The organism is Paenalcaligenes sp. GW821-LYS-B07-1 (assembly GCF_058803365.1).
This window is the reverse complement of record NZ_CM179516.1, coordinates 222,929-248,072: the sequence shown is the minus strand read 5'-3', so window position 1 is coordinate 248,072 and position 25,144 is coordinate 222,929. Positions and strand designations below refer to the sequence as shown.

Here is a 25,144-nt window from a genome sequence, read left to right as displayed (position 1 = left end):
TCATTTTCCTAAATATAGAGCATGAACCTTCCTGTAAAACTCTTCAAAAGCAAAGCATTGCTTAAAGATTTTTCTGGAGTTCTGCCCCATTTCTAGACATTCGTCTACAGATAATGCATTCAGAGATGCAGCTAAACCCTCTGGTGACAGGTCATACAGAATTATTCCGTTATATCCAGAAACTACTGTTTCTGGTAATGATGATTTATCAGAAATAATTAATGCCTTACCAGCCCTCATTGCTTCTAGGATCGTTAAAGAGAAACCTTCCCATCTGGATGGAGAAATAATGGCATCCATCTCAAGCATCCAATTATGCATCTCATCATGTTGAATCCAACCATGATTAATAACATTATTTGCATTGATAGCCTTAAAATCACCGCGGACAGCTCCACCAAAAAAATGCAACTCTACATTAGTTGATAAATAAGGAACGGCCTTCTCCAGATAATCATAGCCTTTTTGGTAGTCGAATCTACCAAAAAAACCAATCCTTATCTTCTCTAGATCTTTTCTGAGTTTCTGTTCATGCATAGGGATATTCAAAATTCCTGTATGAATCATTCTTAGCTTTTCATCAAGAATCCCTATTTTTCTAGCTGCCTCTACCTCTTCAAATGACATACACATTACATTGTCACATCTAGAAGATAGCAACCTCTCCACATAACCATAAACTTTTCTACCAAAAAAGCTAACGTCCTTCTTAAAAAAACTCCATCCATGGGGCGTGTAAATCAATCTTGTTTTAGACTTATTTTTAAAAAATCTACAGTACACTCCAGGAAACGTACTATGGCAATGTACAACATCAGCATTTAGAGGAGATATTTTTCCTTGAAGTTCTTTAGCAATTTTGAAAAATTTCAATGGATTTCTAGATGCCTGATAAAAGACAACCTTCACCCCAATGTCTCTTGCATCAGATTGAAACTGCTCCTCATCAGCAAATAGAAATACTTGGTGGCCATCTGCTAATTGTGCCCTTACCAGACTCTGGACATAACTAGCAATTCCACCCTTCCAAGCCTCAACAACATGAACTATATTCATAACTATTAAACCAGATCATTTTAAATTTTTTATTTTAGAATTACTGCCACCCCACGTTTGAATGGCATAAACAAAAACAAAAGACAGCATCACCGATAGCAACGTTACACCACCTAAAGAAAATCTACTCTTATTAGCACTAATCAATAAATAAATCGCCAATGTAAAGAATAATTTACTTTTAGATTTGTAGCGCAAGCCATAAACAACTATCAAAGATAAAGTTATTAGTAGGAAAAATGAAATAGTTCCATTAGTGACAAGAGTATCTACAAAATAGTTGTGCGTACTTAAGTAATCTTTACCGATTCCTTCTATCATATTATGTAAATATGGCTCCCCACCACCAAGGAGCATTAGTTTAGTGTCATCCAGAACACCAAATGCAGCTTCCCACATTTCATCTCTTTCATTTAATCCCGAGAAAAACCTAAATCTAGGGAATGCAGCTTGCAACTCATCCATGAAAACATAAAGAACAAAAATAGAAAGAACACCTAAAGTCGTAGGTATTATCTTAAAAGATAAACTAGAGAATGAAAATGAAGCGATAAAAACAGCAAGAAAAACAGCTACTATACTGCCTTTAGAGAAACTAAAAATAAGAGAAAAAATAGATAAAAATATATTTAAAATTTTAAAAAATTGAGAAATATCTTTATCATAAATAGAGTAAATTAATTGAAACCCAAAAAGAGCACCTGCAAAGTTGTGAAGATAATAGAAACTAGCATATCTAGTTCCGTAAATCGCTTCCCATAAAATAAATTTTCCACCAGAAATAAACAAAACCAAATTAAACAAAGATGAAATAAATACAATATAGAAAAAAATCTTAAATATATTTTCAATAATTCTTGTTGGACATAAAATATAAGAGAAAAATATCAAAAATACTGCTAATATTTTTAATACATCCCCACCATCTTCTCCAGATTCAATTCCTAATCTAATCAACAGAGAAAGCAATAGCCAAAAAAATAAAAACACAACCATAATCATTGGAAGGTTTTTATAAATTATCAATGATTTAAAATTTATAAATATAACAATTAGAAAAAAACCATATGCTATTAATTGTGGAATAGGTTGAAAATCAAAAATATGAATTTCATAGCTAAGAACCAAGGCTATAGCATAGATAGTGCAAAAAATTTCTGTGAAATAATCTTTTTTTAATTTAAGAATCACCAGATCACCACCTACATTTCATAAAAACATCTAAACAATTTTCTCCAAGAACTCAACAACTCCTGAGTTCACAATAGCACTATCGAAATACAAAGGAGTTGGGTCAAAAAATGAATTATCTGCTATTTCTTGTAATACATCATTTTTAGGAAAATGGCCATTTTCCATAACATATGCTTTTATGCCAAATTTATCGATCTCATTAGTATTAGATCTTGAATCATTGACAATAATTTTACATCCCAGCGCTGCATATTCATAAAGCTTAGTTGGTGGCTGATCACAATAAGGAGCAATATCAGGTACATAACTGATTGCAAACTCGGACTGATTTACCACCCCATAAACAGCTTCTTGCGGCACCCTTCCTGTAAAAATGATATTTTTATGATTGCGGTATTCATTTTCTATATCATCTTTCACATCACCAATCAATACAATAGTTTTTTCGCCTTGGTATTCTTGCAAGAATCTATCTAGCATTTTATCTATTTCTCGATCTTTGTTGATTGCCCCTACATAACAAAAATCATATTTCTTATCCTCTTTTTTTTGATCAATTTTAAAACCTATAATATCTGAAGAAACACCCAAGGAAAGTATTCCATAAGGAACACCATCATTTCTATTTAATATTTCCCTTATTTTTTCAGATTGAAATATCCTATAAGAAGGTTGATGATTTAATATTTTCTTCAAATAATCTTTCATCCATTTCCCACGACCCAAGGATAAAGATCTATATTCATGTATTACAGCTAAGCTTTTTTTTGCTATGGCCTTTGGGTAAAACCCCATCATCAACCAAAGTATACAGTCACTAAAATCATCATTCTCTTTTATCTCTTCTCTTCTTAACTCTTTCACTATATAACCAAGATTAGAGAAAAATTTCTTGCTAGCCATCATCGACGGATAGAATGCTAATCCATCATGTATAAATATTATTTTTTTCATGAAAACTCTTAATTACTATTTAATTTTTTATTTTTTATATACATGGAATACCATCCCAATGCCATACAACATCTAGCTCCTGTCAAAGTCAATACAGCACCTATGACACCATATAGCGGAATAAAGATAATACCCAGAATAAAGAATAATAGAGAAACTAACAAAGCCATTCTACCAGCCAAATCATCTCGGTCTTTAAGCATTAATCCATTATCATAATAAGCACGCATAGCGAAAAATGCCAGAATACCCACAGCAGAGTATCTTATATATTCAATAATTACCAAATTTTGATTGGAGAATAACAAAACAACAATCAATTCTGAAAAAACAAAACAAAAAACAGTTAAAAACAATCCAGAAGCCAACATAAACTTCTGAAATTTCTCTATAAACTCTGGCTTTCTTGCTAGAAAAGGATAAAAAGCACTGGATACTATCATCCCAAAAGAGTTAAATAGATCGATAGATTTTGCCGCTGCACTAAATGCACCTACAGCTATAGGATTAGAAAAAATTCCCAACAGAAAAGTTGATGAATTTATATATAGATTAGGTGCCATTTGTGCAAAAAATGCATGACGCCCTTCTTTCAAAACATTTAGAATATCACCAAAACAAACAATCTTATATTTAATTTTCCATTTTCTAGATATCCAAAATATAGAAAATAAAAAACATATCATCATTGATACTGCATTAATAGCAGGAACCATAAAATAATCATCAGGTGATCTGATCATTATTAATGTTAGTAACAACAAAACAACCCTAGAAACCATACTAATAATTGCACTTTGCTTCATGTTTTCCATACCTTGAAAAAACCAAGTAGGAAACAAAGCCTGAGAGGCTATGAAGAAAAATGAAAATGTATGAAGCAAAAAATACTCTCTAAACTTATCAAAAAAATAAATTATCGGGAAATATATAATCGCACAAACAAAAATCAGAAAAAATATAGCACTCATTGTTTGAGAGTAAATATATTCAACCTCTGATTTATTATCCCTCGCTCTTGCAATTTTCTTTACTGAAGTTAAAGCAAACCCATACTGCATAAAGGCCGAAAAATAAAGAGCAAAAGCTAGTGAGAAGTTCACCAGACCAAAACCTTCCAGCCCAAGAATTCTAACCATATAAGGAAGAAGAATAACTGGAACCAAATACTCCAGACCTCTTACCACAGCCAGTGAAGATACATTATGAAAAATAACTCGACGGTCAGACATAATTTTTATATGAATTTTGATAATATTTCTTTTGAATACTCATACCAACCCAAGCCACGATTAAAATCAATAATTTCTCTTATTTTATTTATATCTAAACTCGAGTTAAAAGGCCTTCTCAGTGCTGACGGGTATTCCTGACTTGTAATTGCGGTCACGGTCATATGCTCACTTAAATCAGACTGATATGTTAGTACACAAGAAAACTCATACCAAGAACAAGCAGGCTGATTGCTAAAGTGAAAAATATCCCACGGCAATAAGTCATTTTGCTTATGCCTTTCTGCCAATATCCACAACACCTCAGCCACTAACGCCGCCGCAGTTGGACATCCATACTGGTCATCCACAACTCGCAGCTCTTTTCCTTCCTTCAGCGCTTTGTAGATGGTTTTTACGAAGTTCTTCCCATACTGACTAAACAACCAACTAGTACGCAGTATCAGACTTTGCTCGCAAACCTGCTGTAAAGCTCGCTCTCCTGCTAACTTACTCTTCCCGTACACATTAATAGGATTAGGCTCATCCTCTTCTGTATATGGCTCACCTTTAGTGCCATCGAACACATAGTCGGTAGAGATATGAAATACGGGGATATTGGCTTGTGCCGCATAGATGCCTAAATTCTCTGGACCATCACGGTTAATAGCGAATGCTAGCGCTTCGTTGGTCTCGGCGCCATCTACGTTGGTATAAGCCGCTGCATTAATAATGAGGTCGGGTTGGTAGGTAGCAGCTTTCTGCAGCACCATTTCTTTATGGCGTATATCCAATTCAGTAGAGCTTGGTGCCCACACGTCTATGCCATCAGGAATGCTGTGCAGTAATTCCTGACCAAGCATGCCGCTACCACCACACAGCAAGACTTTGAACGGCATATTAGTCATGTTTGTCCTTAGGCTCTGCATTGTGCGCGACACGTATATGCTCGCACCATGCCAGATTCTCCACATACCAACTAACGGTCTTTGCTAAGCCCGCATCAAACCCTTCTTCAGCCAGCCAACCTATTTCGGTATTCAGTTTTTCTGCACTCAGCGCATAACGTACGTCGTGTCCAGGCCTGTCCTGAACATAATCAATCAATTGAGCATGAGGGGTATATGCCGACTCTGGATATAAGGCATCCAGCAATGCACAAATGCGAGTCACAATCTCAATGTTCTGCTTTTCTGTCTGCGCGCTGATATTGTAGCTTTCCCCCAATTTCCCTTGTTTCAAGACGCTACATAGCGCCTTTACGTGATCGTCTACAAATAGCCAGTCGCGTACTTGTTTACCATCACCATATAAAGGAATGGTCTGCCCAGACAGGGCATTTAAGATCACCAGCGGAATGAGTTTTTCTGGGTACTGATAAGGGCCGAAATTATTGGAGCAATGGGTAAGAATGACAGGCAACCCATAGGTACGCCACCACGCCCATACCAAATGGTCTGAGCCTGCCTTGGTCGCCGCATAAGGCGAACTAGGCGCATAAGGGCTGTGCTCTACTGCTAGATGGCTGCTGTTTGGCCCTAGGTCACCGTACACTTCATCTGTAGATACGTGTAGCAGCCTAAATTGGGATTTTTTGTCTTCTGGTAAGGCTGACCAATAGTGTTTGGCGACGTCTAACAAAACGTACGTGCCTACGATGTTGCTCTGTATAAAGGTCTCAGGCCCTGAAATGGAACGGTCCACATGGGATTCCGCCGCCAAATGCATCACGCTATCAGGTTGATGAGCCTGGAAAATACGGGTCATAGCCTGATGATCACAGATATCCGCTTGCTCAAACGCAAAGCGTTCATGCCCACTCACGCTGCTTAATGATTCCAAGCTACTGGCATAACTCAGCTTATCCACCACAACCACCTGATCGTCTGTGTGCTGAATCAGGTGGCGGACAAGTGCGGAGCCTATAAAGCCGGCCCCACCGGTAACAAGGATTTTCATGTGTTTACTGGTACTCAGGTACGATGACATTCCCCTACTTAAAAATATAAATAGGTCGTAACGTTATATTGTAAAGATATTGTGCCTAGTGACGGCGTTATTCTGGACCATTCTTTAGATACAAAAAAGCCTGCCTAGCAAAAACTAGGCAGGCTTTTCAAAAAGTTACAATTGAAAGCTTATTTACACATCAGCTCCAATCGCTTTTAGACCAGCCAATGCACATTGCGCATCAAGGTCGCCGTTAGGTGCTCCACCGACGCCTATACCAGCTACTAAGGCATTACCAAACTTCACAGGTAGGCCGCCGCCCTGTATCACCATGCGGTCGTCCATATCGCGCATACCATTGTTAGCGGGCTTAGAGGCGATGAACTCAGCCAACCCAGCAGTATCACGTCCCATTGCAGCCGAGGTAAATGCTTTACCCGTAGCACTGCCTACAGTGTGAGGGCCAGAGTTATCTGCTTTAAGCAATACCTTGGTTGCGCCATCTCGCGCTACAACAGCAACGCTTACCGCATAGCCTTCGGTGGCACATGCTTGTACGGCCGCTTGTGCGGCTTGAGTGGCGAGTTCTAATGGCAAATACGGTGCGGTGGGCAAGGTGGTTTGAGCACCAGCAGCCAAAGGAAGCAACAAAGCAGACGTTAACGCGAGTGTACGAATCATGGTGAATCTCCACTGAGTAAGAAAGATAACAACAGAGTAAACGGGCTCGTTTTTTTGCACTATGCGTAGTGCTTGCTGATTAGCTACGTAGTCCTACGGATATTCCCTGCCTTCCAACCACAAGCGCGTCATCTCTGCTTGTGAGGTGGTGCCTAACTTAGCACCTAATGCTGCTCTATGACTTTCTACGGTACGTGGTGACAGGCCCAAGCCTTCTGCGATTTCTTTGGAGGTAAAACCGGCAGCCACTCTACCCAACACTTCTTTTTCTCTAGGAGTCAGGCTTGCTAATAAGGCTAAGGTTTCTTCTTTTTCTGCCTGAACGCGTAAGCGCTTCTCTAGGATTTCTTGGCCTTTTTGTATGGCATCAATCAGGTCTTGTTCATCTATGGGTTTAGACAGGAAATCTATAGCGCCATTTCTGAACGCACGTCTACAGGCTTCTATATCGCCGTGCCCAGAGATCACAATGGTGGGCCAGTCTACGCCTTGCTCCAGCAGTTTTTCTTGTACTTTTAGCCCTGATACCCACGGCATACGTATATCCATGATGATGCACCCAGGCGCTAGCTGACTCACCGACGCCAAGAATCGTTGTGGATCAGCAAAGCTGTGTACAGCAATGTCTACCGTAGATAACAACAGCTCTAACGCATCACGTACGGCTTGGTCATCATCTACTAAATAAACAGGGTGACTCATTCGTGAGGCTCCGATGTAGCGGGTTGGCTGGCTAAGAGTATGCTAAATATTGCTCCCTTATCGGCGGTTTCTTGTAACAACAATTCTCCACCTGCTCGTTCTACTAAACGTTGGCTTAATGCCAAACCCAACCCAGTTCCGCCCTCTTTGCCGGTCACAAATGGGGTAAATAGTTCGCCTCGCAAATGCGTCGGTACGCCAGGACCATTGTCAGCCACATCTACTCGTACCTGATTACCGTGGTCTGATGCGGTGATCGTAATGAGTCTATCGCCCGTAATCTGCTGTAGCGCATCCATCGCGTTACGTAGCAGATTAAAAAGCACCTGTTCCATCTCTATGGAATCTGCCTTTACCAATAACGGCGTCGCAGGCACTTTCAATGTGATTTGCACCTGTTGATTTTGTGCTTCTTGGCGTAATAGTGCCTGCACATTATGCAGCGCATCACGTAGATCAAAACACGCTGTAGGTAAGCGCTGTGGACGCGACCAATGCCTGAAATGCTGCAAAATCGCCGAGGCACGCTGCGCTTGGATAACGGTTTCGTCTAAAGACTTAGCCAGCCGTTCGGTGTCCCCTTTGCTGAGCAACCGCCTACCCGCTTGGCTTTGCGCCAAGATTGCCGTTAATGGTTGGGTAAGCTCGTGGGTTAGGCCGCTGGCCATTTCCCCCAAGGCATTCACTCTGGACGCATGGGCTAATCTGGACTCTAGACCGCTGATACGCGCTTGCTCCACTGCGGCATTCACGCGTCTACGCTGACGCCACGCCAAACATACCCCTGCGTACGCTACACCCACCAACAACGCCATGCCTAACGTGGGCCATAGAGGCAATAGGTCATCCCACTTCAACTGCAGGCCTGTTTCCAGCAACAAGGGCTGTGTGGCACTGCTGAGCGCTTTAGAGAAGTGTAAGGTAGTAGAGGCATCGGTAGCCGCCCCCAAAAATGGCGTGCCATCGGGTAAAGACAAACGCAGCGTAACGTCTGGTTTGGACCATAATGCCTCGCCATTGCCCAGCAACCGTGCTGCATCTATATCTAGCATCAAGGCATAGCCCAATGCATCCAGATTAGGATTACGCTTAATCAACAAATAGTGGCCAGGATGCGTGGGGTGCACCAACAGCTTCATATGTTCATTGCCAGTCCACGCCTGCTCTTGTATCCATGTTTGGATTTCCGGATCCACAGCCCCCACACCTGTGGGTAACTCTGCTGCATCCGGCTGCGTGACTAATTCAATCGCATCAATACTGGGGTAGAAATTGAGGATGCTGTGAGCCACGTCTTGGAAGAGTTCGTGGCCACGCTGATCCGCTGTTGTCTGTACCACCGCCGCTAATGCCGTTAAGTGAGCATCATGCTGACCAGCACGCTGAGACGCCAAGCGCTGCAGCAACACACTTTCTTTTTCCAATACTTGAATATGCGTGTGATAACGCCAGCTCGCCAACCCCATTACGGTTAGCACTACCAGCAGCACACCTATCAAGATTGCTACACTGGGACGGTAAAAGAAAGACGGGCCAGTACGCATGACGTAAAGTTTCCCACAAGGCTTGAACGAATACGAATTATGGCACAGAGCCTATCTGGCTCCGCTTACGTATACGGTAAAATCACCTTTCTCTCTGCACTCACACTCATGAAAGTCATTACCACTTCCCTACCCGGCGTACTCATCATAGAACCCAAAGTTTATAAAGATGAGCGTGGTTTTTTCACAGAAACCTTCCAGCTAGAGCGCTATCAGCAGGCTGGAATGACGCTGCCTTTTGTGCAGGAAAATCATTCCAGGTCACAGCGTGGTGTGCTGCGTGGCCTGCATCAACAACGTACCCGCCCCCAAGGGAAATTGGTACGTGTCAGCCGAGGTGCGGCCTTTGATGTAGCGGTAGACCTTAACCCTGACTCGCCCACATATGGGCAACACATAGGGGTAGAGCTAAACGACGAAAACCAGCTACAGCTCTGGATTCCGCCAGGCTATGCACATGGTTTTTGCGTATTAAGTGAGGTCACAGACGTACAGTATTCGTGCACGGATGTGTATTGCCCAGACGATGAGGATGGTGTGCGCTGGGATGACCCAGATCTAGCCATCCCCTGGCCTATTCAGCAGCCCACCTTATCTGTCAAAGACTTGGCATTGCCTACATTACGCGAACGTATGCAACGACGATAAAGGGTGACAGAAACTGCTATGGCAACAGCCTGCAGCGTTCAGATTAACGACGTGCGGCGCGATTTTGCGGTTGACGAGGGGCGCGATCTTTGAGGTGACGGAAAGTAATACGACCTTTGCTCAGGTCATAAGGCGACAGCTCTAGTGACACATCATCACCAGCCAAAATGCGAATGTGGTGTTTACGCATTTTACCGCCTGTGTAGGCAATCAATTCATGACCGTTTTCTAAGGTCACACGGAAGCGTGAATCTGGCAGCACTTCGTTCACTGTGCCACGCATTTCAAGGATTTCTTCTTTAGCCAATAGTTTGCTCCTAAAAAATTAGACTACTAGTATAACATACGCTATTTTTTAGTGATTTTTCAATAAAGTACGCTAAACTTGGCGGTTACTTGCGGCTTGGGATTTCAGCCCTCTGTCGCGACCTTCGCTATGACGCTACGCCGGACTATTTTTCTGGTGGTAGCAGGAGTTTTTCTATGTTGCGCGCCATATGGCTAGCGGCGTATGCGTGCGCCGTTCTATTAGCCAATGTCTACTTGGATAGCTTTATTGAGCTGCCTTGGTTTGGGCTGTTCAGTATTGGTTCTATCTTTTTTGCCGCAGTATTCACTCTGCGTGATCGCCTACACCAATACGGCCTACCTACGGTATATCTGGCTATAGCTTCCGCCGTGCTAATCACTACCTTGTATGGTCAGTTTATTGCCCAAATCAGTCCCCGATTTTTATTTGCCTCATTTGTGGCGATCTTAATTAGCGAGCTCGCCGATACCGCTATGTTCCAGCGGTTACGCCATTATCGTTGGCATAAACGGGTGCTAGCTAGCCATGCAGTAAGTGTCCCTTTGGACAGTTTGGCCTTTACCCTTTTAGCGTTTGCAGGCGTGATGAGCAGCTATGACATGATGCAAATTGTCTATGCCGATGTGCTGGGTAAATACATCATTGCTGCCGCTGTGGCGTACTTACCGTTTATTTCTGTGCGTGAACGCCGCACCGTATCGCCCTGACTTTCTTCGCGAACTCTACTTATGACCACTCCTACCGATCATACCTACGTGCCGGCTGATGCTAACAGCTACACCTCACCCGACACGGGCGCAGTGTTGAAAACTATTGCTAACCCGCATCCCCACTTTCAAAGCTGGCAAGAACATGTGCTGACGTTACCTGAGCTATGCCCTGCGTCGCATAACCCTGGTGCTGGATCTACGCTCGCCATTCGCTATCAAGCCACTCAACGTTTTCTGGAAGTATTTTCACTCAGCGCTTATATACAGGCATTCATAGGCCACAAAACAGTGCGTGACGTAGAAATGCTGACTCAAGTCATTGCTCGCGACTGTGCTGCCGTATTGCATATAGCTGTGGAAGTAGAGGGCTGTTTTGAACTGCCTGCGATAGGCCAACGCGTCACCACGCGCGTACAAGCCTAACAACACAATGGCCACCCTATGTAGGTGGCCATTGTGTTTACCGATTTAGCTACACGCTACGATTACGCGTTTTCGGTTTTGCGCATACGCACGCCTTGGTTCCACCACAAGAAAGCCAGAATCAACAACGCTGGTAAATACATGTAGTAATCCATTAAGGCATCAGGATTAGGCTGTTTCACAACCATGACATCCCAACCCTGCTCCCAACCTGAACGTCTAGCTTGGCTACCAAACCCAATGTTGGAAATCTGTACCATGTCGCCAAACGCCATGATACCTATACCCGCATCGGCCATACGCTTACGGCCAGCCGCTTCGCCGGTGAGCGTAGAGCCCTCTTCCAGCATAGGCAATTCTGCCGCAACGGTTTTACGGATGGTATCGCCTTCTAGCGTCATCCCTTCAATCTCTACCACCAGTTGCTGGCCTGGACGCAAGTCACCCGCCACCGCATAGATTTGTGCAGGTTCTGCATTCAAGTAACGCTCTTGTATGTGATTCATGAACCAATCTGGGCGGAACATAATAAACATCACTACCAAACACAGCAGGATTTCCCACCATTTGGATTTGATACGCATCCAACCCATAGTAGCGGCGGCAAAAGCCAGCGATCCTAGAATAGAACCAAACACCACGAACACAAACTCGTACCAGCTTTCTATACCGATCAGTAAGAGCAGTGGGTTAAACACGAACATAAACGGTAGCACGGCTGTACGCATCGCATACTTGAAGCCCTGAATACCGATTTTCAGTGGGTCCTCACCCGCAATCGCTGCCGCCGCAAAGGTCGCCAACCCTACAGGTGGCGTGATGTCCGCCATTAATCCGTAATAGAACACAAACATGTGTACTGCTATCAGCGGAATAATCAAGCCGCTTTGTGCGCCCAGCTCTACCACCACCGGTGCCATCAAGGTTGCCATTAAGATGTAGTTAGCCGTGGTTGGCATACCCAAGCCCAACACCAAACACACTACCGCTGTGAAACCCAGCATCAACAGCACGTTCCCCATGGACACCAGCTCCACAAAGGACGTCATGCGTAGACCTAAACCAGTCAGCGTAATGGTACCTACAATCAAACCTGCCGTACCACACGCCAAGGCAATGCCCACCATGTTGCGGGCACCTTCTTGCAACCCTACCAAAGTATCTTTAACACCTTCCGCTAATGCGGTACCAACTTGTTGACGACGGAAGAATGCTTGTAAAGGACGGCGCGTTAGCATCAGCAGCAACATGGTTGTCACTGCCCAGAAGGCTGACAGGCCAGGCGAGAAACGCTCTATGGTCAAGCACCATACCAAAATACCGATGGGGATTAGGAAAAACAAACCCGTACGCACGGTGGCCCATACTTCAGGCTGCGTCATCGTGCCGTCTTGTTTCACCAGAGCAGGTAAGTCGTCATGTTTAGACGCCACCCAAACCAGCCCCACATAGAGCACCGCCAGTAAGGTGACCAAAATACCAAAGGCTTTTTGTGGGAACAATTGCTGGGTACCCACACCTATCCAGTAGATCAGTGCAACCACAATAATGGTGGCAGAAATCCCCATACCTATTCGCCCTATGCGCTGAATAGGAGTGCGTGTTTGTATAGCCGCTTGCATAGGTTGCAAGCCCAGACGCAACGCCTCTAAATGCACAATATAAAACAGCGATATGTAGGACAACATCGCAGGCAACAGTGCATGTTTGATAATTTCCGTATAGGGAATGCCCACATACTCAATCATCAAGAATGCTGCAGCCCCCATCACAGGAGGCATGATTTGCCCGTCTGCCGAAGCAGCCGTCTCAATTGCCCCTGCACGTACACCACCGTAACCAGCACGTTTCATCAACGGGATAGTAAAGATACCCGTAGTCACTACGTTAGCCACAGACGATGCCGACACCATACCGTTCACCGCCGACGATACCACCGACACTTTGGCCGGGCCGCCACGCAAGTGCCCCAACAACGAGAAAGAAACCTGCATCATGTAGTTCCCTGCGCCACAACGGTCTAGCAAAGAACCCAACATCACGAAGATGAAAATATACGATACCGATACACCCAGCGCCACACCGAACACACCTTCGGTAGTCAGCCACATGTGCGATACCAAGCGCTCAAGCGAAGCGCCTCGGTGTGCCAACACATCCGGCAAATATGGGCCTAAGAATACATAAATAATAACCAGCGTGCCCAACACAGCCATTGGCGCGCCCAACGCACGGCGCGTTGCCTCTAATAGCAACACCAAACCAATACTGGCTACCACAATGTCCATGGTGGTAGGAATACCGGGGCGCAACGCCAGTTCTCGGTAGAACAAGAACAGATACGCACCACAAAAAGCCGCAATAATCGCTAATACCCAATCGGTGATGGGGACACTATCGCGCTTTGATTTTTTACTGGCAGGAAACGAGACATAGCCAAGAAACAAGGCAAAGCCTAAGTGCAAGGCACGCGCCTCAGTATCATTGAAAATACCGATGTGAAAGGTAAAAGGTAATGGGGAGGCATACCACAGCTGGAAAAATGCCCAGCACAACGCTACTACCGCAATAATCAGCGCCACAGCACCGCTAACATTACGCCCTCCTCGATCTACCTCTTCTACCATCTGCTGCAAGGCTTGCTGATTGGAATCACTACTCATCATCCATCCTTTTTTTCTGATTATCTAGATAACGTGGGCCACCTTTTTGAGGCAGCCCACGATGGAAGGTACGTATGCAAACGCCCTTCCCTAATACAAAGGATTACAGCAGGCCCTGCTCTTTATAGAAGCGCTCTGCACCAGGATGCAAAGGTGCAGACAGACCATTTTTCACCATGTCTTCTTTCTTCAAGTGAGCGAAGGCTGGGTGCAAACGCTTAAAGTCTTCGAAGTTGTTGAATACCGCTTTCACGACTTCGTACACACGGTTCTCAGGCACATCTTCGGATGTCACAAACGTAGCCAGTACGCCGTAAGTAGGAATGTCGTTAGGGTTGTTTTGGTAAACGCCACCTGGAATTTCTACTTTGGCGTAGTACGGAAACTCTTCCACTAGGGAATCAACCGCATCGCCCGTCAATGCCACCAATTGCGCACCACATGTAGTGGTTGGGTCTTGGATGTTGGCGGAGGGGTGACCTACACCATAGAAAAAGCCATCAATTTTGCCATCACACAGCGCTTGGCCGTGCTCGTCAGGACGCAGCTCTGATGCCAATGCGAAGTAGGCTTGTGGTGTGGTGCCCATTCTTTCCAGCAACTGCTCCATAGAAGCACGCGTACCAGAACCTGGGTTACCTACGTTAAAACGCTTACCTTTAAGCTCTTCAAAGTTTTTAACACCACTTTCTTTGCTCGCCACTACAGTGAATGGCTCAGGGTGAAGTGAAAATACCGAACGCAGTTTTTTGTACTCGCCGGCGTCTTTAAATTGGCCTTCACCGTTATAGGCGTTATAGCCCACGTCGGACTGCACCACGCCCAAATCCAACTCACCTGCTTTAATGGTATTGACGTTAAATACCGAACCGCCTGTGGACTCTACAGAGCAACGTACGCCATGTGCATCGCGGTCTTTATTCACTAGACGACAAATCGCGCCGCCTGCAGCGTAGTACACCCCAGTTACGCCACCTGTACCAATACTCACAAACTCTGTTTGCGCTGTTGCTGGCAGAGGAGCCAGCAATAAAGAGCAGAATGCCGCACCCACTGCCAGCGCAGAACCTTTTACTTTTACATTTAACTTTTTATTCATATATGACTCCTCTATTGACGCGTCTTACGACGTTACAAACCCTTCGGTTTATTCAGAACGGACCACTAGATGGTACAGGTCTCAGGCTTGAAAAAAACAAGTGAAATCCCTGATTCGCAACCCCTCCACAACAACAAATGAATCTCAAAAACACAAAAAAGAAACATATGTATCGTAAAATCATACTGGAAAATCAATGGATAACAAATACTTGTTTTCCTGAACCACCTCAGAAGAACACAGCCAACTTATACACCAGAATGCTTTCAGCATATAACCGCGAAAGGCTAAATAAGGCAAAAATTTAGAAACTAAATGCGTTAAATCAAGAAAATCTTGCACAGCAAGACACATGAATCCTACTCACTTTAGCCATAAAGAAAATCGCTATTTAGTCTAGTTCTCCCTGTAGCGGCGCAGACCGATGGCGACCACGACGGTTATGGGTATTTACGCTTTCCCCTATAACTTAAAGCCATGTAATAATGAAAACACCTCTCCTGATTTTCGTGCTCTCTGCCTGCTATGCGTCTACGCCATATAGAAATCTTCGATGCCATTTGCCGTACTGGCTCACTGACCGATGCCGCCAAGCTTCTGCATATTTCACAGCCCGCTGCTAGTAAGCTGCTGGCCAGCGCCGAGCAGCAACTAGGCTTTAAGCTGTTTGAACGTATCAAGGGGCGCTTACAACCCACGCGTGAGGCAGGCATTCTGGAACCCCGTGTCGCACACCTACAGCATGAGTTAGCCCACGTGCGTCGGCTGGCCTTCAATCTACGTCATAGCCAACATGGCCACTTACGTATAGGCATCAACCCAACCATGGGGTTGGGGCTACTCCCCGAAGTCATGCGCCAAAGCCAAAAGGCTCAACCACACATCACTTTTGATCTGCGTGCACACCACAGCGGTGAATTACGCGAGGCTCTACTATCGCGCGATCTGGATATGATTATTTCTTTTTCCAGTGAAGAAACACCCGGTATTCAGCTGACTCATATAGGGCAAATTGAATTGGTACATCTAGGTCCCGAAGGCGCACTAGGTGTCAAACATATTACCGACCTGAACCACAAGAATTACATTGCATTGGACTCTAGAGACCCGTCTGGCCGCATTCTACAAAGCCTCTTAGATGAGTACAACGTAGAGACCACCATTACTGCTCAAGTGCAAACCCACTATGTAGCTTGCTCGCTGGTAGCGGTAGGCTTGGGGGAAACAGTGATAGATCTCATCACCGCCCAGGCCATGCTGCGCCAAGGGTTGATGATTAGTCGCTTGAACCCGCACACCACCATCCCCATTACCCTCATGACGCACGCTAATGACCCACTCTCTGCCGTGCAACGTACCTTGATTGATACCTTGCAGAAAGTCTGCAAGCAATACGTATTTCCTAACCATACTGACAATCTACTTTTCCCTCACCCCATACCCTAAGGTTATACTCTGTACCTACTTGGCTATTGGAAAAGTCTAGGCTTCACTGTCAGAATCGTAGCGTTACCCATTTAACGTTACGGTTATATTCATGCATGTCTGCATTATTGGTGGCGGGATCATTGGTGTTGCCTCCGCCTACCAACTTACCAAACAGGGCATTCAGGTTACCCTGATTGAAGCTGAACACGATGTTGCGATGAAAGCGAGTTTCGCCAATGGCGGACAGCTAAGTTACAGCTATGTGGCCCCACTGGCCGATCCTTCCGTTTTTGTAGACCTACCTAAATGGCTGGGCCGCAAAGACTCTCCGCTGAAATTCACCCCACAACTCAGTTTCACGCAATGGCGTTGGCTTAGCCATTTCCTAATGGCATGTCGAAGCTCTGTGCAAAGCGCGTCTACGCAGGCATTGTTGTCGTTGTCTTTCCTGAGCCGTAAGAATATTCATCACTGGTTAGAACACGATGGACTGTCGTTCCACCATCAGGTAAACGGCAAATTGATTGTGCATGAAAGCCAAAAAAGCTGGGACAGTGCACGTGCACAAGTAGAGAAACAAGCCAAACTGGGGGCATCGCAAAAACTGCTGGATGCCGAAGAGCTGTTTGCGTTAGAACCTGCCATGGAAGGCATGCGTGGTCGTGCTATTGGCGCGGTCTATACCGCCGACGAAGAGGTGGGTGATTGCCACGTATTGGCAAAATCCATGCTCGAGAAATTACAGCAAACCAGCACCTTTACTCTGTTAACCGGTGTGAAAGTACACGGTTTCAAAAATTCTGGCTCTACTGTTAACGCCGTACACACTACCGCTGGCGAAATCCAAGCCAACCATTTTGTGGTGTCTTCAGGTGTGCAAAGTGGCAGCTTGTTGAAACCGCTGGGGTATTCCCCGCTGCTGTTCCCGCTTAAAGGCTACAGCTTAACGTTAGATCAAGAAAATCAATCGGCGCTGTTTCCTAAAATCAGCGTGACTGATTACGCACGTCGTATTGTGTACGCCCCTATTGGCACACAACTGCGTATTGCCGCGATGGTAGATATTAAAAACTTCTCCAACGCGGTAGATCCTGAACGTATCGCTATTTTGAAAAACCAGATTCAAGGTACATTCCCGCAATTGAATCTGAGCGAAGCTCAGCCTTGGGCTGGCCTGCGACCTGCTACACCTACTGGCAAACCTATTATCGGTGCTTGCCCGAACACCCAGAACGTCTGGATGAACATCGGACACGGTGCTCTGGGCTTCACGCTAGCGGCAGGTTCTGCACAGTTACTGGGCGAAATGCTGACCAACAGCGCCTTGTCTGTAAACCCTGCGCCTTTCGCACCTTAAGCCTACCGGCGTTCACAATCGCGCCTAATCTCAGTACGCTGCATGTAGTGTTACCCACTCATGCAGCCTTCAACTGCCACTGTTCAGCACATCAAAACCGTCCTACAAAGGCTGGTGTCTTTCCCATGCCCACGCGGTGAATACAACGAAATCCTTTAGGTTACAAAAAAGTGAATCTCACGCAACGATTGGAGTTTTTTTGTAAATCAGCCGAAACAATTGCTCCATCCGAACCCTATAATTAACAGAACGGTGTCACTTCCCGGCTGTGCCTGTTAGTATGTAGGGTTCATGTCATGGTTACTACCCTACTAAGTACGGGTCGCGGGCATCGCGGCGTCTTGCCAAAAACATAGATGACGAACATTGAAGTCCTACGCTCACTCCCTACACAGGATCTTGTGAATGCGGCTCCATCACTCGTAAAAACCTGCATGCTCATCACAAGCATCGCCCATCATCGATTGAATTTGGTAAGGGGCGATCACTTCATTTTTTGTTTTTTATCACCGCGGACATCTACGTCTAAAAACATCTAATTATGAGCACTTCTTCACTCTCACGTATAGAAAAAGACCTTCTTGGAACACGAGAGATCCCTGCCGACACCTACTACGGTGTACAGACACTGCGCGCAGCCGAGAACTTCAATCTGACCGGTATTACTCTGGCAAACTTCCCTAAGTTTGTCGCCGCCTTGGCAATGGTCAAACACGCCGCCGCATCAGCCAACAACAAGTTAGGCTGCCTGAGTGACGAAAAATTCCAAGCTATTACCAATGCGTGTAATCGCATTATTAATGGCGAATATCTGGATCAGTTCGTAGTGGACATGATTCAGGGTGGCGCTGGTACGTCCACCAACATGAATGCCAATGAAGTGATTGCAAACGTGGCACTGGAAAGCATGGGCCATCAGAAAGGGGAGTACAAACACCTGCACCCCAACAATGATGTCAACATGGCTCAGTCCACCAACGATGCCTACCCTACCGCGATTCGCGTAGGCTTGTTGCTGAGCATTGAGCGTTTGACTCAAAGCTTGGATCAGCTGGTTGCCTCGTTCAACAGCAAAGCCGACGCTTTTGACGGCATTCTGAAAATGGGCCGTACCCAAATGCAGGACGCTGTACCTATGACTGTAGGTCAAGAGTTCCGCGCTTTCGCAAACAACATTGCTGAAGATGCACGTCGTATTCGTCAACAAGCTCCTGAGCTGTTGGAAGCCGTGAACCTAGGCGGCACCGCCATTGGTACAGGGATCAACGCTGACCCCGACTACCAAATGTTGGCTGTGAAATTCTTGGCTGACGTAAGTGGTTTCGATATCAAAGCTGCTCCAGACTTGATCGAAGCGACTTCCGACATGGGCGACTTCGTTTCCCTGTCCGGCGAACTGAAACGTACTGCAGTTAAGCTGTCTAAAATCAGCAATGACTTGCGTTTGTTGTCTAGCGGTCCACGCACTGGCTTTGGCGAAATCAACCTGCCAGCACGTCAGCCCGGTAGCTCCATCATGCCAGGTAAAGTAAACCCAGTAATTCCTGAAGCCGTAAGCCAAGTAGCTTTCGAAGTGATAGGTAACGACTTGGCACTGACATTCGCTGCTGAAGCTGGTCAGTTGCAATTGAACGCTATGGAACCACTGGTTGCCTACAAATTGTTCAGTTCCATCGAAATGCTGGCACGCGCTGCCGACATGATGCGCACTCTGTGTATCGACGATATCACTGCTAACCAAGAGCGTTGCGAAACACTGGTTAAACAGTCCATCGGCTTGATCACTGCATTGAACCCATACATCGGCTACGAAAACTCCACACGTATTGCTAAACATGCGTTGGACTCAGGTCGTGGCGTATTGGAACTGGTTCAGGAAGAGCAATTGCTGGCTGAAGATGTACTGTCTGATGTAATGCGTCCAGAGAACATGATCGCTCCACGCAAAGCACAATAAATCGCTATTGGCTAATGTTACACAAGACCGCATAGTGAGCTGACCCCCTACTCGGCAGTCAGTCACTACGCAGCTAAGGTCTGAGATTCTGGTATCACACCGAACTCAGGCCTTTTTTGCATCTGCCCGTTTCGGGCCTATTACCATAGCTAAAGCTTGCATCACACTTCAAGACTTAGCTATGGTGATAAGAGAAAGGCAGGCCAAATGGCCTGCCCTTGCTCCTTCACTGATATGACTACTATCAGTTGGAATATGCGGATTCCCCATGCGAGGAAATATCCAATCCAGTGCGTTCTTCATCTCGGGTTACTCTCCATCCAATTGCTGCATTCACAATCACGCATCCTGCTAACGTGACTACGCCAGACCATATCATGGTGATCAACACGCCTTCTGCCTGTATCCATAGTTGGTAAGGCACTTCAGAAAAGCTTGCCAAACCTGGGCCACCCAATAACTGGGCATTGAACACGCCGGTCAACAAAGCACCGACAATACCGCCCACGCCATGAATGCCAAACACATCCAGCGCATCATCCACGTTCAGTGCATGTCGTAAGCCATTAACGCCCCACACGCACACCGCACCAGTCAGTGCACCAATCAGCAATGCACCAAATGGCCCGACGAACCCCGCTGCCGGCGTAATACCTACCAACCCAGCAACAGCACCTGATGCCGCACCCAATAACGAAGCTTTGCCTTTGAGCACGCGTTCTACTATTAACCATGCCAGAATACCGCCGGCTGCAGCGATTAGCGTATTAAAGAATGCCAACGCCGCGAGTGTGTTTGCGCCTAATGCTGAACCTGCATTAAAACCAAACCAACCTACCCACAACAAGGCTGCCCCTGTCATAGTCATCGTCAGATTATGCGGACGCAATGCTTCGCCACGCCCATAGCCTAATCTACGCCCGGTGTACCACGCCGCCACTAAAGCAGCCATCCCCGCGTTGATGTGTACAACTGTGCCGCCTGCGAAGTCTAGTGCACCACGTTCAAACAACCAGCCACCCGGGGACCACACCATATGCGCAATAGGCAAATAGGAAAAGGTCATCCAAATTGCTGTAAACAAGATCACTGCACCAAAGCGTACACGTTCTGCAAAACCGCCCACAATCAGTGCGCACGTAATACCGGCAAAGGTAGCTTGAAAGGCCACGAAGCTAATTTCAGGAATACTGCCAGCGACTTCAAAGGTGTTTTCAGGAAGATTAAACACCCCCGCCAAAAACACTTTTGACCAGCCACCAATAATGGCATTGCCATCGGTAAAGGCTAAGGAGTAACCATAGGCAAACCATAAAACTATGGCCAAACCAAAAGTTGCCAATACTTGCGTGGAGATAGACAGCACATTTTTACCGCGCACCAACCCGCCATAGAAAAGCGCTAGGCCGGGCGCGACCATCATCAGTACGAGCAGAGTCGACATACTGACCCACGCAAAATCTGTTGAGTTCATACATATTCCTTGAAAGGTAAATCATTAGTTTGGGATGGGCGCTAAAGTGCCCCATCCCCTGCCTCTTGCGTACGAATGCGAACCACCTGCTCTAACGGCAACACAAACACCTTACCGTCGCCGATATTGCCGGTGAATGCCGCTGCGCACAGCCCCTCGATCACCCTATCGGTGTCGTGGTCGCTGACAGCTATTTCAATTCGTAGTTTGGGAAGAAAATCGACAATATAGTCCGCACCCCTGTACTGCTCGGTGTGTCCTTTTTGTCGACCGAAGCCTCGCGCTTCGCTGATGGTCATGCCCTGAACACCAAGCATAGACAACGCTTCTCGAACATCGTCTAGCTTGAAGGGCTTAATAATGGCAGTAATCAACTTCATGATTATTTCCTCTGTTGCTCATTAAAAAGATGTGCAGGCACGCCAGGCGTGCCAGAGCTCCAGAGAAAAAATACCTTGCGATCACGAGGCCTGTTTCCAGGAATACTCGGACTCGCCAAACGCCCTATTTACTAAAATAAACACAAATAAAAAAACGCACCAGAAATTCGTGTTTACCCTTAGATTCTCGTGGTGGCGCTACTACAAAAACTGCCAAAACGTCGTACGCAGCATGATGATGCAAAACTCTAACGATCGTTAACATGCCCTCAAGCCTATGAAACACAACGACATAAGAGGTAATACCTTTTTTATTCCAAAATTGGACGGCGTCAGTCATGTGTTCAGAAGGTGAAATTTCAGAACTCAACGCCTATTTTCCCTCTTTGACAAAGCCCATCACACCATGCTGTTATTACGGAAGCTGACGTAATACATCACTCGGCATATATATTTATAAACAAACAAGCAAGCGTCCTTCGCTCTAAAAAGGAGACCTTATGCAGCACATTAAAATTAAACCTGGAGCTCCATTATCTGAACAGGCAGAAATCGGTCATAACCGCTGGCACCCTGACATTCCAGAACTCACTAGCGTTAAACCGGGTGAAGAAATCATCTTGGAATGTCTGGACTTCTTAGATGCCCAGATCAAAAACACTGATAGTGTGAACGATGTACGCGATGTAGACCTAACCCGTGCTCACCCACTAACTGGTCCTGTACACGTAGAAGGCGCTGAACCTGGCGATATTCTGGTTGTAGACCTACTGGATATTCGCTGTATCACTCCTGTAGGTTTCTCTGGTATTTTCGCCAAAGAAAACGGTGGTGGTTTCTTGGTAGATACCTTCCCTGATGCTGACAAAGCGATTTGGGATTTGCACGGTATGTATGCCACCTCCCGACACATTCCTGGCGTGCGTATTGGCGCAATGATGCACCCTGGCTTGATCGGTACATTGCCTTCTCACGATCTGCTGCGTGAGTGGAATCGTCGCGAAGCTCCTTTGGGCGCTAAAAAACAAGCCAACATGCCTTACGCCGACACAGCCGTGCTGCGTGGTCTTAAAGGCGCCGAGTTTGATCGCATCGCTGCTGAAGCGGCTCGTACTGTGCCTCCACGTGAGCACGGCGGTAACTTGGACATCAAAAACCTGACCATCGGTTCACGCATTTACTTCCCTGTGTACGTAAAAGGCGCAGGTCTGTCTATGGGTGACTTGCACTTCTCACAAGGGGATGGCGAGATCTCTTTCTGTGGTGCAATTGAAATGGATGGCGCAGCACATCTGGGCTTTGACCTGATCAAAGGCGGCATGGCCAAATACGGCATCACTGCACCTATCTACGTTCCAGGCAAACACGATGTACGTTACGACGACTGGCTGAGCTTCACTGGTATCAGCGTAGAAAACCGTGTGAACACCTATCTGGATGCCACCGTTGCCTACCGACAAGCCTGTCTGGCTGCTATCGATTACATCTCTCGTGTCACCGACCTGAGTCCAGCGCAAGCCTACATGCTGCTGACCGCAGCACCTGTTGAAGGCCGTTACGGCGGTGTCGTTGATCTGCCTAACGCATCCGCATCTGTGTCCATTCCTACCGGAATTTTCGATACCGATATTCTGCCTAAAGGAGCACTGAATGAAGCTGCTCGTTTCGGCCGTCCTGGTGTAAAAACCACCCGCGGGTAATAGCTACAACCCACCCTATGGCAAACGCGTTATAGGGTGGGCAGACTGATTAGTGAGATCACAATGCCTCTTTACGATTACGAATGCTCCCACTGTGACAGCATAGTCAGTGCATTACGTCCCATGGCACGTCGCCATGATCCCAGCACCTGTCCAGATTGCGAAACAGGTACGCTTAGCCTGAAGATTACAGCACCTCGTAGCCTGCAATTCAAAGATGGCCCTCGTCGTGCGCTAACGCCACAGCAAGCACTGGCAGGCCCAGATGTACGCGGCCCAGGCACACGAGCTGGCACACGCAATTCGGTATTGCATAACTGTGCTGGTGCAGCCTGTGCAGTATGTGCCGCTTGATGATGGCAACCATACCATCTCGCTATAGTCCATTACTAGGTATCAGACCCGTTCACACACACGGGGCTGACCTTGGATCGTTCTACAGCACTACACAGTACTGTGTAACAATACACATGGGTAATACATTGTTGGGGTAGCAGGAATCATGCAATATGAGGCCATTCTTTTTGACTGCGATGGCGTCTTAGTAGACAGCGAACCACTGGCCTTACGACTGCTGCAAGAAATGCTAGCGGACCTAGGATGGCACCTGAGCACCGACGAGTGCGAAACGCTGTTCATCGGCAAATCCACCCGGGATGAGCTACAGCTGATTCAAGCCCGCACAGGCAAAAAACTAGAACAAGACTGGATAGATGAATTCCACTTGCGACTAATGCAATCCCTACGCCAAAAACTGGTGCCTGTACCCGGCATCATCCCTACGCTACAAGCCGTACAAACACACTGGGGCAAAAAAATGGCCTGTGCCTCGGCCAGTGAATATCACAAGCTGCATCTGCAGTTGGATATGACAGGGTTATTACCGTATTTTGAGGATCGTATTTTTAGCGGCGGCGATGTACCCCGCAACAAACCCTATCCAGATGTCTATCTGAAAGCCATGTCTGTACTGGGTTGCACACCTGAACGCTGTTTAATTATTGAAGATAGCGTGACAGGCATTACGGCTGGCGTAGCCTCTGGTGCAACGGTGTGGGCCTATGACCCCAAACACAACCCAGCCCCATTGTTGGAGCTAGGTGTACAGCGCACATTCAATCATATGCAGGACTTACCTGCACTACTATCTATTGCTTATCCTTGCGATGCATCGTCACAGTAAAGACAACTACTGAGACTAGGATTATTAGCACTATCGTAGACCACCACAGTGCGTAGCTGCCATACCCAACGCATGTCGTAGCGTATATCTTGCAGCTCTTTAATGGAGTCACGGGGATACACCACCCAGACCGGGCCAAAATGCCTGACGGACAGGCGCAGCCCGCTCATAGAGTGCGCAAAAATCACATCAAAACGTCTGAAGTCACTGAGTGGCACATCAATAATGTACCCGTTCAGCGCTTCCAATCTGACGGTATCACCCACAAAATTGAATTGGTCTAATACGTTACGTATTAAGGGTCCATTGAAAATATGGGAACCATAGGTCACCTGTGTGGACGTTTGTATTCTCTGTTCGGGGAAAGCATATAGCTCGGCATAGCTCATTGTGTAGACATGGGCTTCGTCATCGCCCGCCTTCTGACCCACAAAAGTCAGTACCACATCGTTACTATCTTCCGCCTGAGAAAGTCCTGTCGTGAAGAGCATCAATAAAAAAATGCCCACACAACCCCAGA

Annotated in this window: 24 protein-coding genes; 9 read left to right on the top strand and 15 right to left on the bottom strand. The window is 46.2% G+C overall.

All coding sequences use genetic code 11. From position 1 onward, the window contains the following. The 9 genes from AC3QL0_RS01170 to AC3QL0_RS01130 form a co-directional block, all read right to left on the bottom strand. A complete protein-coding gene (locus AC3QL0_RS01170; protein WP_493009699.1) occupies positions 1-1,056 on the bottom strand; it encodes a glycosyltransferase in 1,056 nt (351 codons plus the stop codon). Between the two features lie 15 nt (positions 1,057-1,071). Further along, positions 1,072-2,247, bottom strand: coding sequence for an O-antigen ligase family protein (locus AC3QL0_RS01165; protein WP_493009698.1), 1,176 nt, complete (start codon positions 2,245-2,247; stop codon positions 1,072-1,074). 30 nt (positions 2,248-2,277) lie between these two features. Continuing rightward, positions 2,278-3,204, bottom strand: coding sequence for a glycosyltransferase family protein (locus tag AC3QL0_RS01160; RefSeq protein ID WP_493009697.1), 927 nt, complete (start codon positions 3,202-3,204; stop codon positions 2,278-2,280). 8 nt (positions 3,205-3,212) lie between these two features. Beyond that, a complete protein-coding gene (locus tag AC3QL0_RS01155) occupies positions 3,213-4,436 on the bottom strand; it encodes an oligosaccharide flippase family protein (protein ID WP_493009696.1) in 1,224 nt (407 codons plus the stop codon). Positions 4,437-4,441: 5 nt separating this feature from the next. Continuing rightward, entirely contained in the window at positions 4,442-5,323 is an 882-nt protein-coding gene (gene rfbD / locus AC3QL0_RS01150) for a dTDP-4-dehydrorhamnose reductase (RefSeq protein WP_493009695.1), read from the bottom strand. Continuing rightward, complete coding sequence (gene rfbB / locus AC3QL0_RS01145; RefSeq protein WP_493009694.1) at positions 5,316-6,374, bottom strand: dTDP-glucose 4,6-dehydratase; 1,059 nt, start codon at positions 6,372-6,374, stop codon at positions 5,316-5,318. The genes rfbD and rfbB overlap by 8 nt, the downstream gene beginning before the upstream one ends. A 183-nt stretch (positions 6,375-6,557) precedes the next feature. Then, positions 6,558-7,046: a GlcG/HbpS family heme-binding protein gene (locus AC3QL0_RS01140; protein WP_493009693.1), complete on the bottom strand. Its 489-nt coding sequence runs from the start codon at positions 7,044-7,046 to the stop codon at positions 6,558-6,560. A gap of 93 nt (positions 7,047-7,139) precedes the next feature. Beyond that, positions 7,140-7,748, bottom strand: a complete 609-nt coding sequence (locus tag AC3QL0_RS01135; protein WP_493009692.1) for a response regulator transcription factor — start codon at positions 7,746-7,748, stop codon at positions 7,140-7,142. After that, on the bottom strand, positions 7,745-9,292 hold the full coding sequence (locus tag AC3QL0_RS01130; RefSeq protein WP_493009691.1) for a sensor histidine kinase: 1,548 nt from the start codon (positions 9,290-9,292) through the stop codon (positions 7,745-7,747). The genes AC3QL0_RS01135 and AC3QL0_RS01130 overlap by 4 nt, the downstream gene beginning before the upstream one ends. 108 nt (positions 9,293-9,400) lie before the next feature. Between AC3QL0_RS01130 and rfbC the strand changes: the two genes are divergently transcribed. Beyond that, positions 9,401-9,940 carry a dTDP-4-dehydrorhamnose 3,5-epimerase gene (gene rfbC / locus AC3QL0_RS01125; protein ID WP_493011024.1) on the top strand — a complete coding sequence of 180 codons (540 nt, stop codon included), beginning with the start codon at positions 9,401-9,403 and terminating at the stop codon, positions 9,938-9,940. A gap of 43 nt (positions 9,941-9,983) precedes the next feature. Here rfbC and infA read toward each other — a convergent pair whose 3' ends face one another. Next, positions 9,984-10,247 carry a translation initiation factor IF-1 gene (gene infA, locus AC3QL0_RS01120; RefSeq protein ID WP_135864739.1) on the bottom strand — a complete coding sequence of 88 codons (264 nt, stop codon included), beginning with the start codon at positions 10,245-10,247 and terminating at the stop codon, positions 9,984-9,986. Positions 10,248-10,423: 176 nt separating this feature from the next. Here infA and AC3QL0_RS01115 point away from each other — a divergent pair, with 176 nt between their 5' ends. Both AC3QL0_RS01115 and AC3QL0_RS01110 read left to right on the top strand, forming a co-directional pair. Next, on the top strand, positions 10,424-10,957 hold the full coding sequence (locus AC3QL0_RS01115; protein WP_430223928.1) for a VUT family protein: 534 nt from the start codon (positions 10,424-10,426) through the stop codon (positions 10,955-10,957). Between the two features lie 21 nt (positions 10,958-10,978). Beyond that, positions 10,979-11,383: a hypothetical protein gene (locus AC3QL0_RS01110; protein WP_493009690.1), complete on the top strand. Its 405-nt coding sequence runs from the start codon at positions 10,979-10,981 to the stop codon at positions 11,381-11,383. Between the two features lie 62 nt (positions 11,384-11,445). Here the strand turns inward: AC3QL0_RS01110 and AC3QL0_RS01105 are convergent, their stop codons facing one another. Together AC3QL0_RS01105 and AC3QL0_RS01100 are read right to left on the bottom strand one after the other, a co-directional pair. Next, the gene (locus AC3QL0_RS01105; protein WP_493009689.1) at positions 11,446-14,046 is read right to left on the bottom strand and encodes a TRAP transporter permease; all 2,601 of its coding nucleotides are present in this window, start codon (positions 14,044-14,046) and stop codon (positions 11,446-11,448) included. 103 nt (positions 14,047-14,149) lie between these two features. After that, positions 14,150-15,145, bottom strand: coding sequence for a TAXI family TRAP transporter solute-binding subunit (locus AC3QL0_RS01100; protein ID WP_493009688.1), 996 nt, complete (start codon positions 15,143-15,145; stop codon positions 14,150-14,152). Between the two features lie 525 nt (positions 15,146-15,670). On the opposite strand from AC3QL0_RS01100, the gene AC3QL0_RS01095 reads away from it, so the two are divergent. The 3 genes from AC3QL0_RS01095 to AC3QL0_RS01085 all read left to right on the top strand — a co-directional run bounded on the left by AC3QL0_RS01095 (position 15,671) and on the right by AC3QL0_RS01085 (position 19,887). Beyond that, positions 15,671-16,591, top strand: a complete 921-nt coding sequence (locus AC3QL0_RS01095) for a LysR family transcriptional regulator (RefSeq protein ID WP_493009687.1) — start codon at positions 15,671-15,673, stop codon at positions 16,589-16,591. Positions 16,592-16,682: 91 nt separating this feature from the next. Next, positions 16,683-17,930 carry a D-amino acid dehydrogenase gene (locus AC3QL0_RS01090; protein ID WP_493009686.1) on the top strand — a complete coding sequence of 416 codons (1,248 nt, stop codon included), beginning with the start codon at positions 16,683-16,685 and terminating at the stop codon, positions 17,928-17,930. A 541-nt stretch (positions 17,931-18,471) separates the two neighbouring features. Then, positions 18,472-19,887: an aspartate ammonia-lyase gene (locus tag AC3QL0_RS01085; RefSeq protein WP_493009685.1), complete on the top strand. Its 1,416-nt coding sequence runs from the start codon at positions 18,472-18,474 to the stop codon at positions 19,885-19,887. A gap of 244 nt (positions 19,888-20,131) precedes the next feature. On the opposite strand, the gene AC3QL0_RS01080 is transcribed toward AC3QL0_RS01085, so the two are convergent. Further along, a complete protein-coding gene (locus AC3QL0_RS01080; RefSeq protein ID WP_493009684.1) occupies positions 20,132-21,361 on the bottom strand; it encodes an ammonium transporter in 1,230 nt (409 codons plus the stop codon). 41 nt (positions 21,362-21,402) lie between these two features. Continuing rightward, the gene (locus AC3QL0_RS01075; protein WP_493009683.1) at positions 21,403-21,741 is read right to left on the bottom strand and encodes a P-II family nitrogen regulator; all 339 of its coding nucleotides are present in this window, start codon (positions 21,739-21,741) and stop codon (positions 21,403-21,405) included. Between the two features lie 500 nt (positions 21,742-22,241). Between AC3QL0_RS01075 and fmdA the strand changes: the two genes are divergently transcribed. The 3 genes from fmdA to AC3QL0_RS01060 all read left to right on the top strand — a co-directional run bounded on the left by fmdA (position 22,242) and on the right by AC3QL0_RS01060 (position 24,624). Then, entirely contained in the window at positions 22,242-23,441 is a 1,200-nt protein-coding gene (gene fmdA, locus AC3QL0_RS01070) for a formamidase (RefSeq protein WP_135865906.1), read from the top strand. A 63-nt stretch (positions 23,442-23,504) separates the two neighbouring features. Then, complete coding sequence (locus AC3QL0_RS01065) at positions 23,505-23,795, top strand: FmdB family zinc ribbon protein (protein WP_135865904.1); 291 nt, start codon at positions 23,505-23,507, stop codon at positions 23,793-23,795. A gap of 148 nt (positions 23,796-23,943) precedes the next feature. Then, positions 23,944-24,624, top strand: coding sequence for an HAD family hydrolase (locus AC3QL0_RS01060; protein ID WP_493009682.1), 681 nt, complete (start codon positions 23,944-23,946; stop codon positions 24,622-24,624). On the opposite strand, the gene AC3QL0_RS01055 is transcribed toward AC3QL0_RS01060, so the two are convergent. After that, the gene (locus AC3QL0_RS01055) at positions 24,597-25,133 is read right to left on the bottom strand and encodes a putative pterin-binding protein (protein ID WP_493009681.1); all 537 of its coding nucleotides are present in this window, start codon (positions 25,131-25,133) and stop codon (positions 24,597-24,599) included. The genes AC3QL0_RS01060 and AC3QL0_RS01055 overlap by 28 nt on opposite strands. Positions 25,134-25,144: the final 11 nt, after the last annotated feature.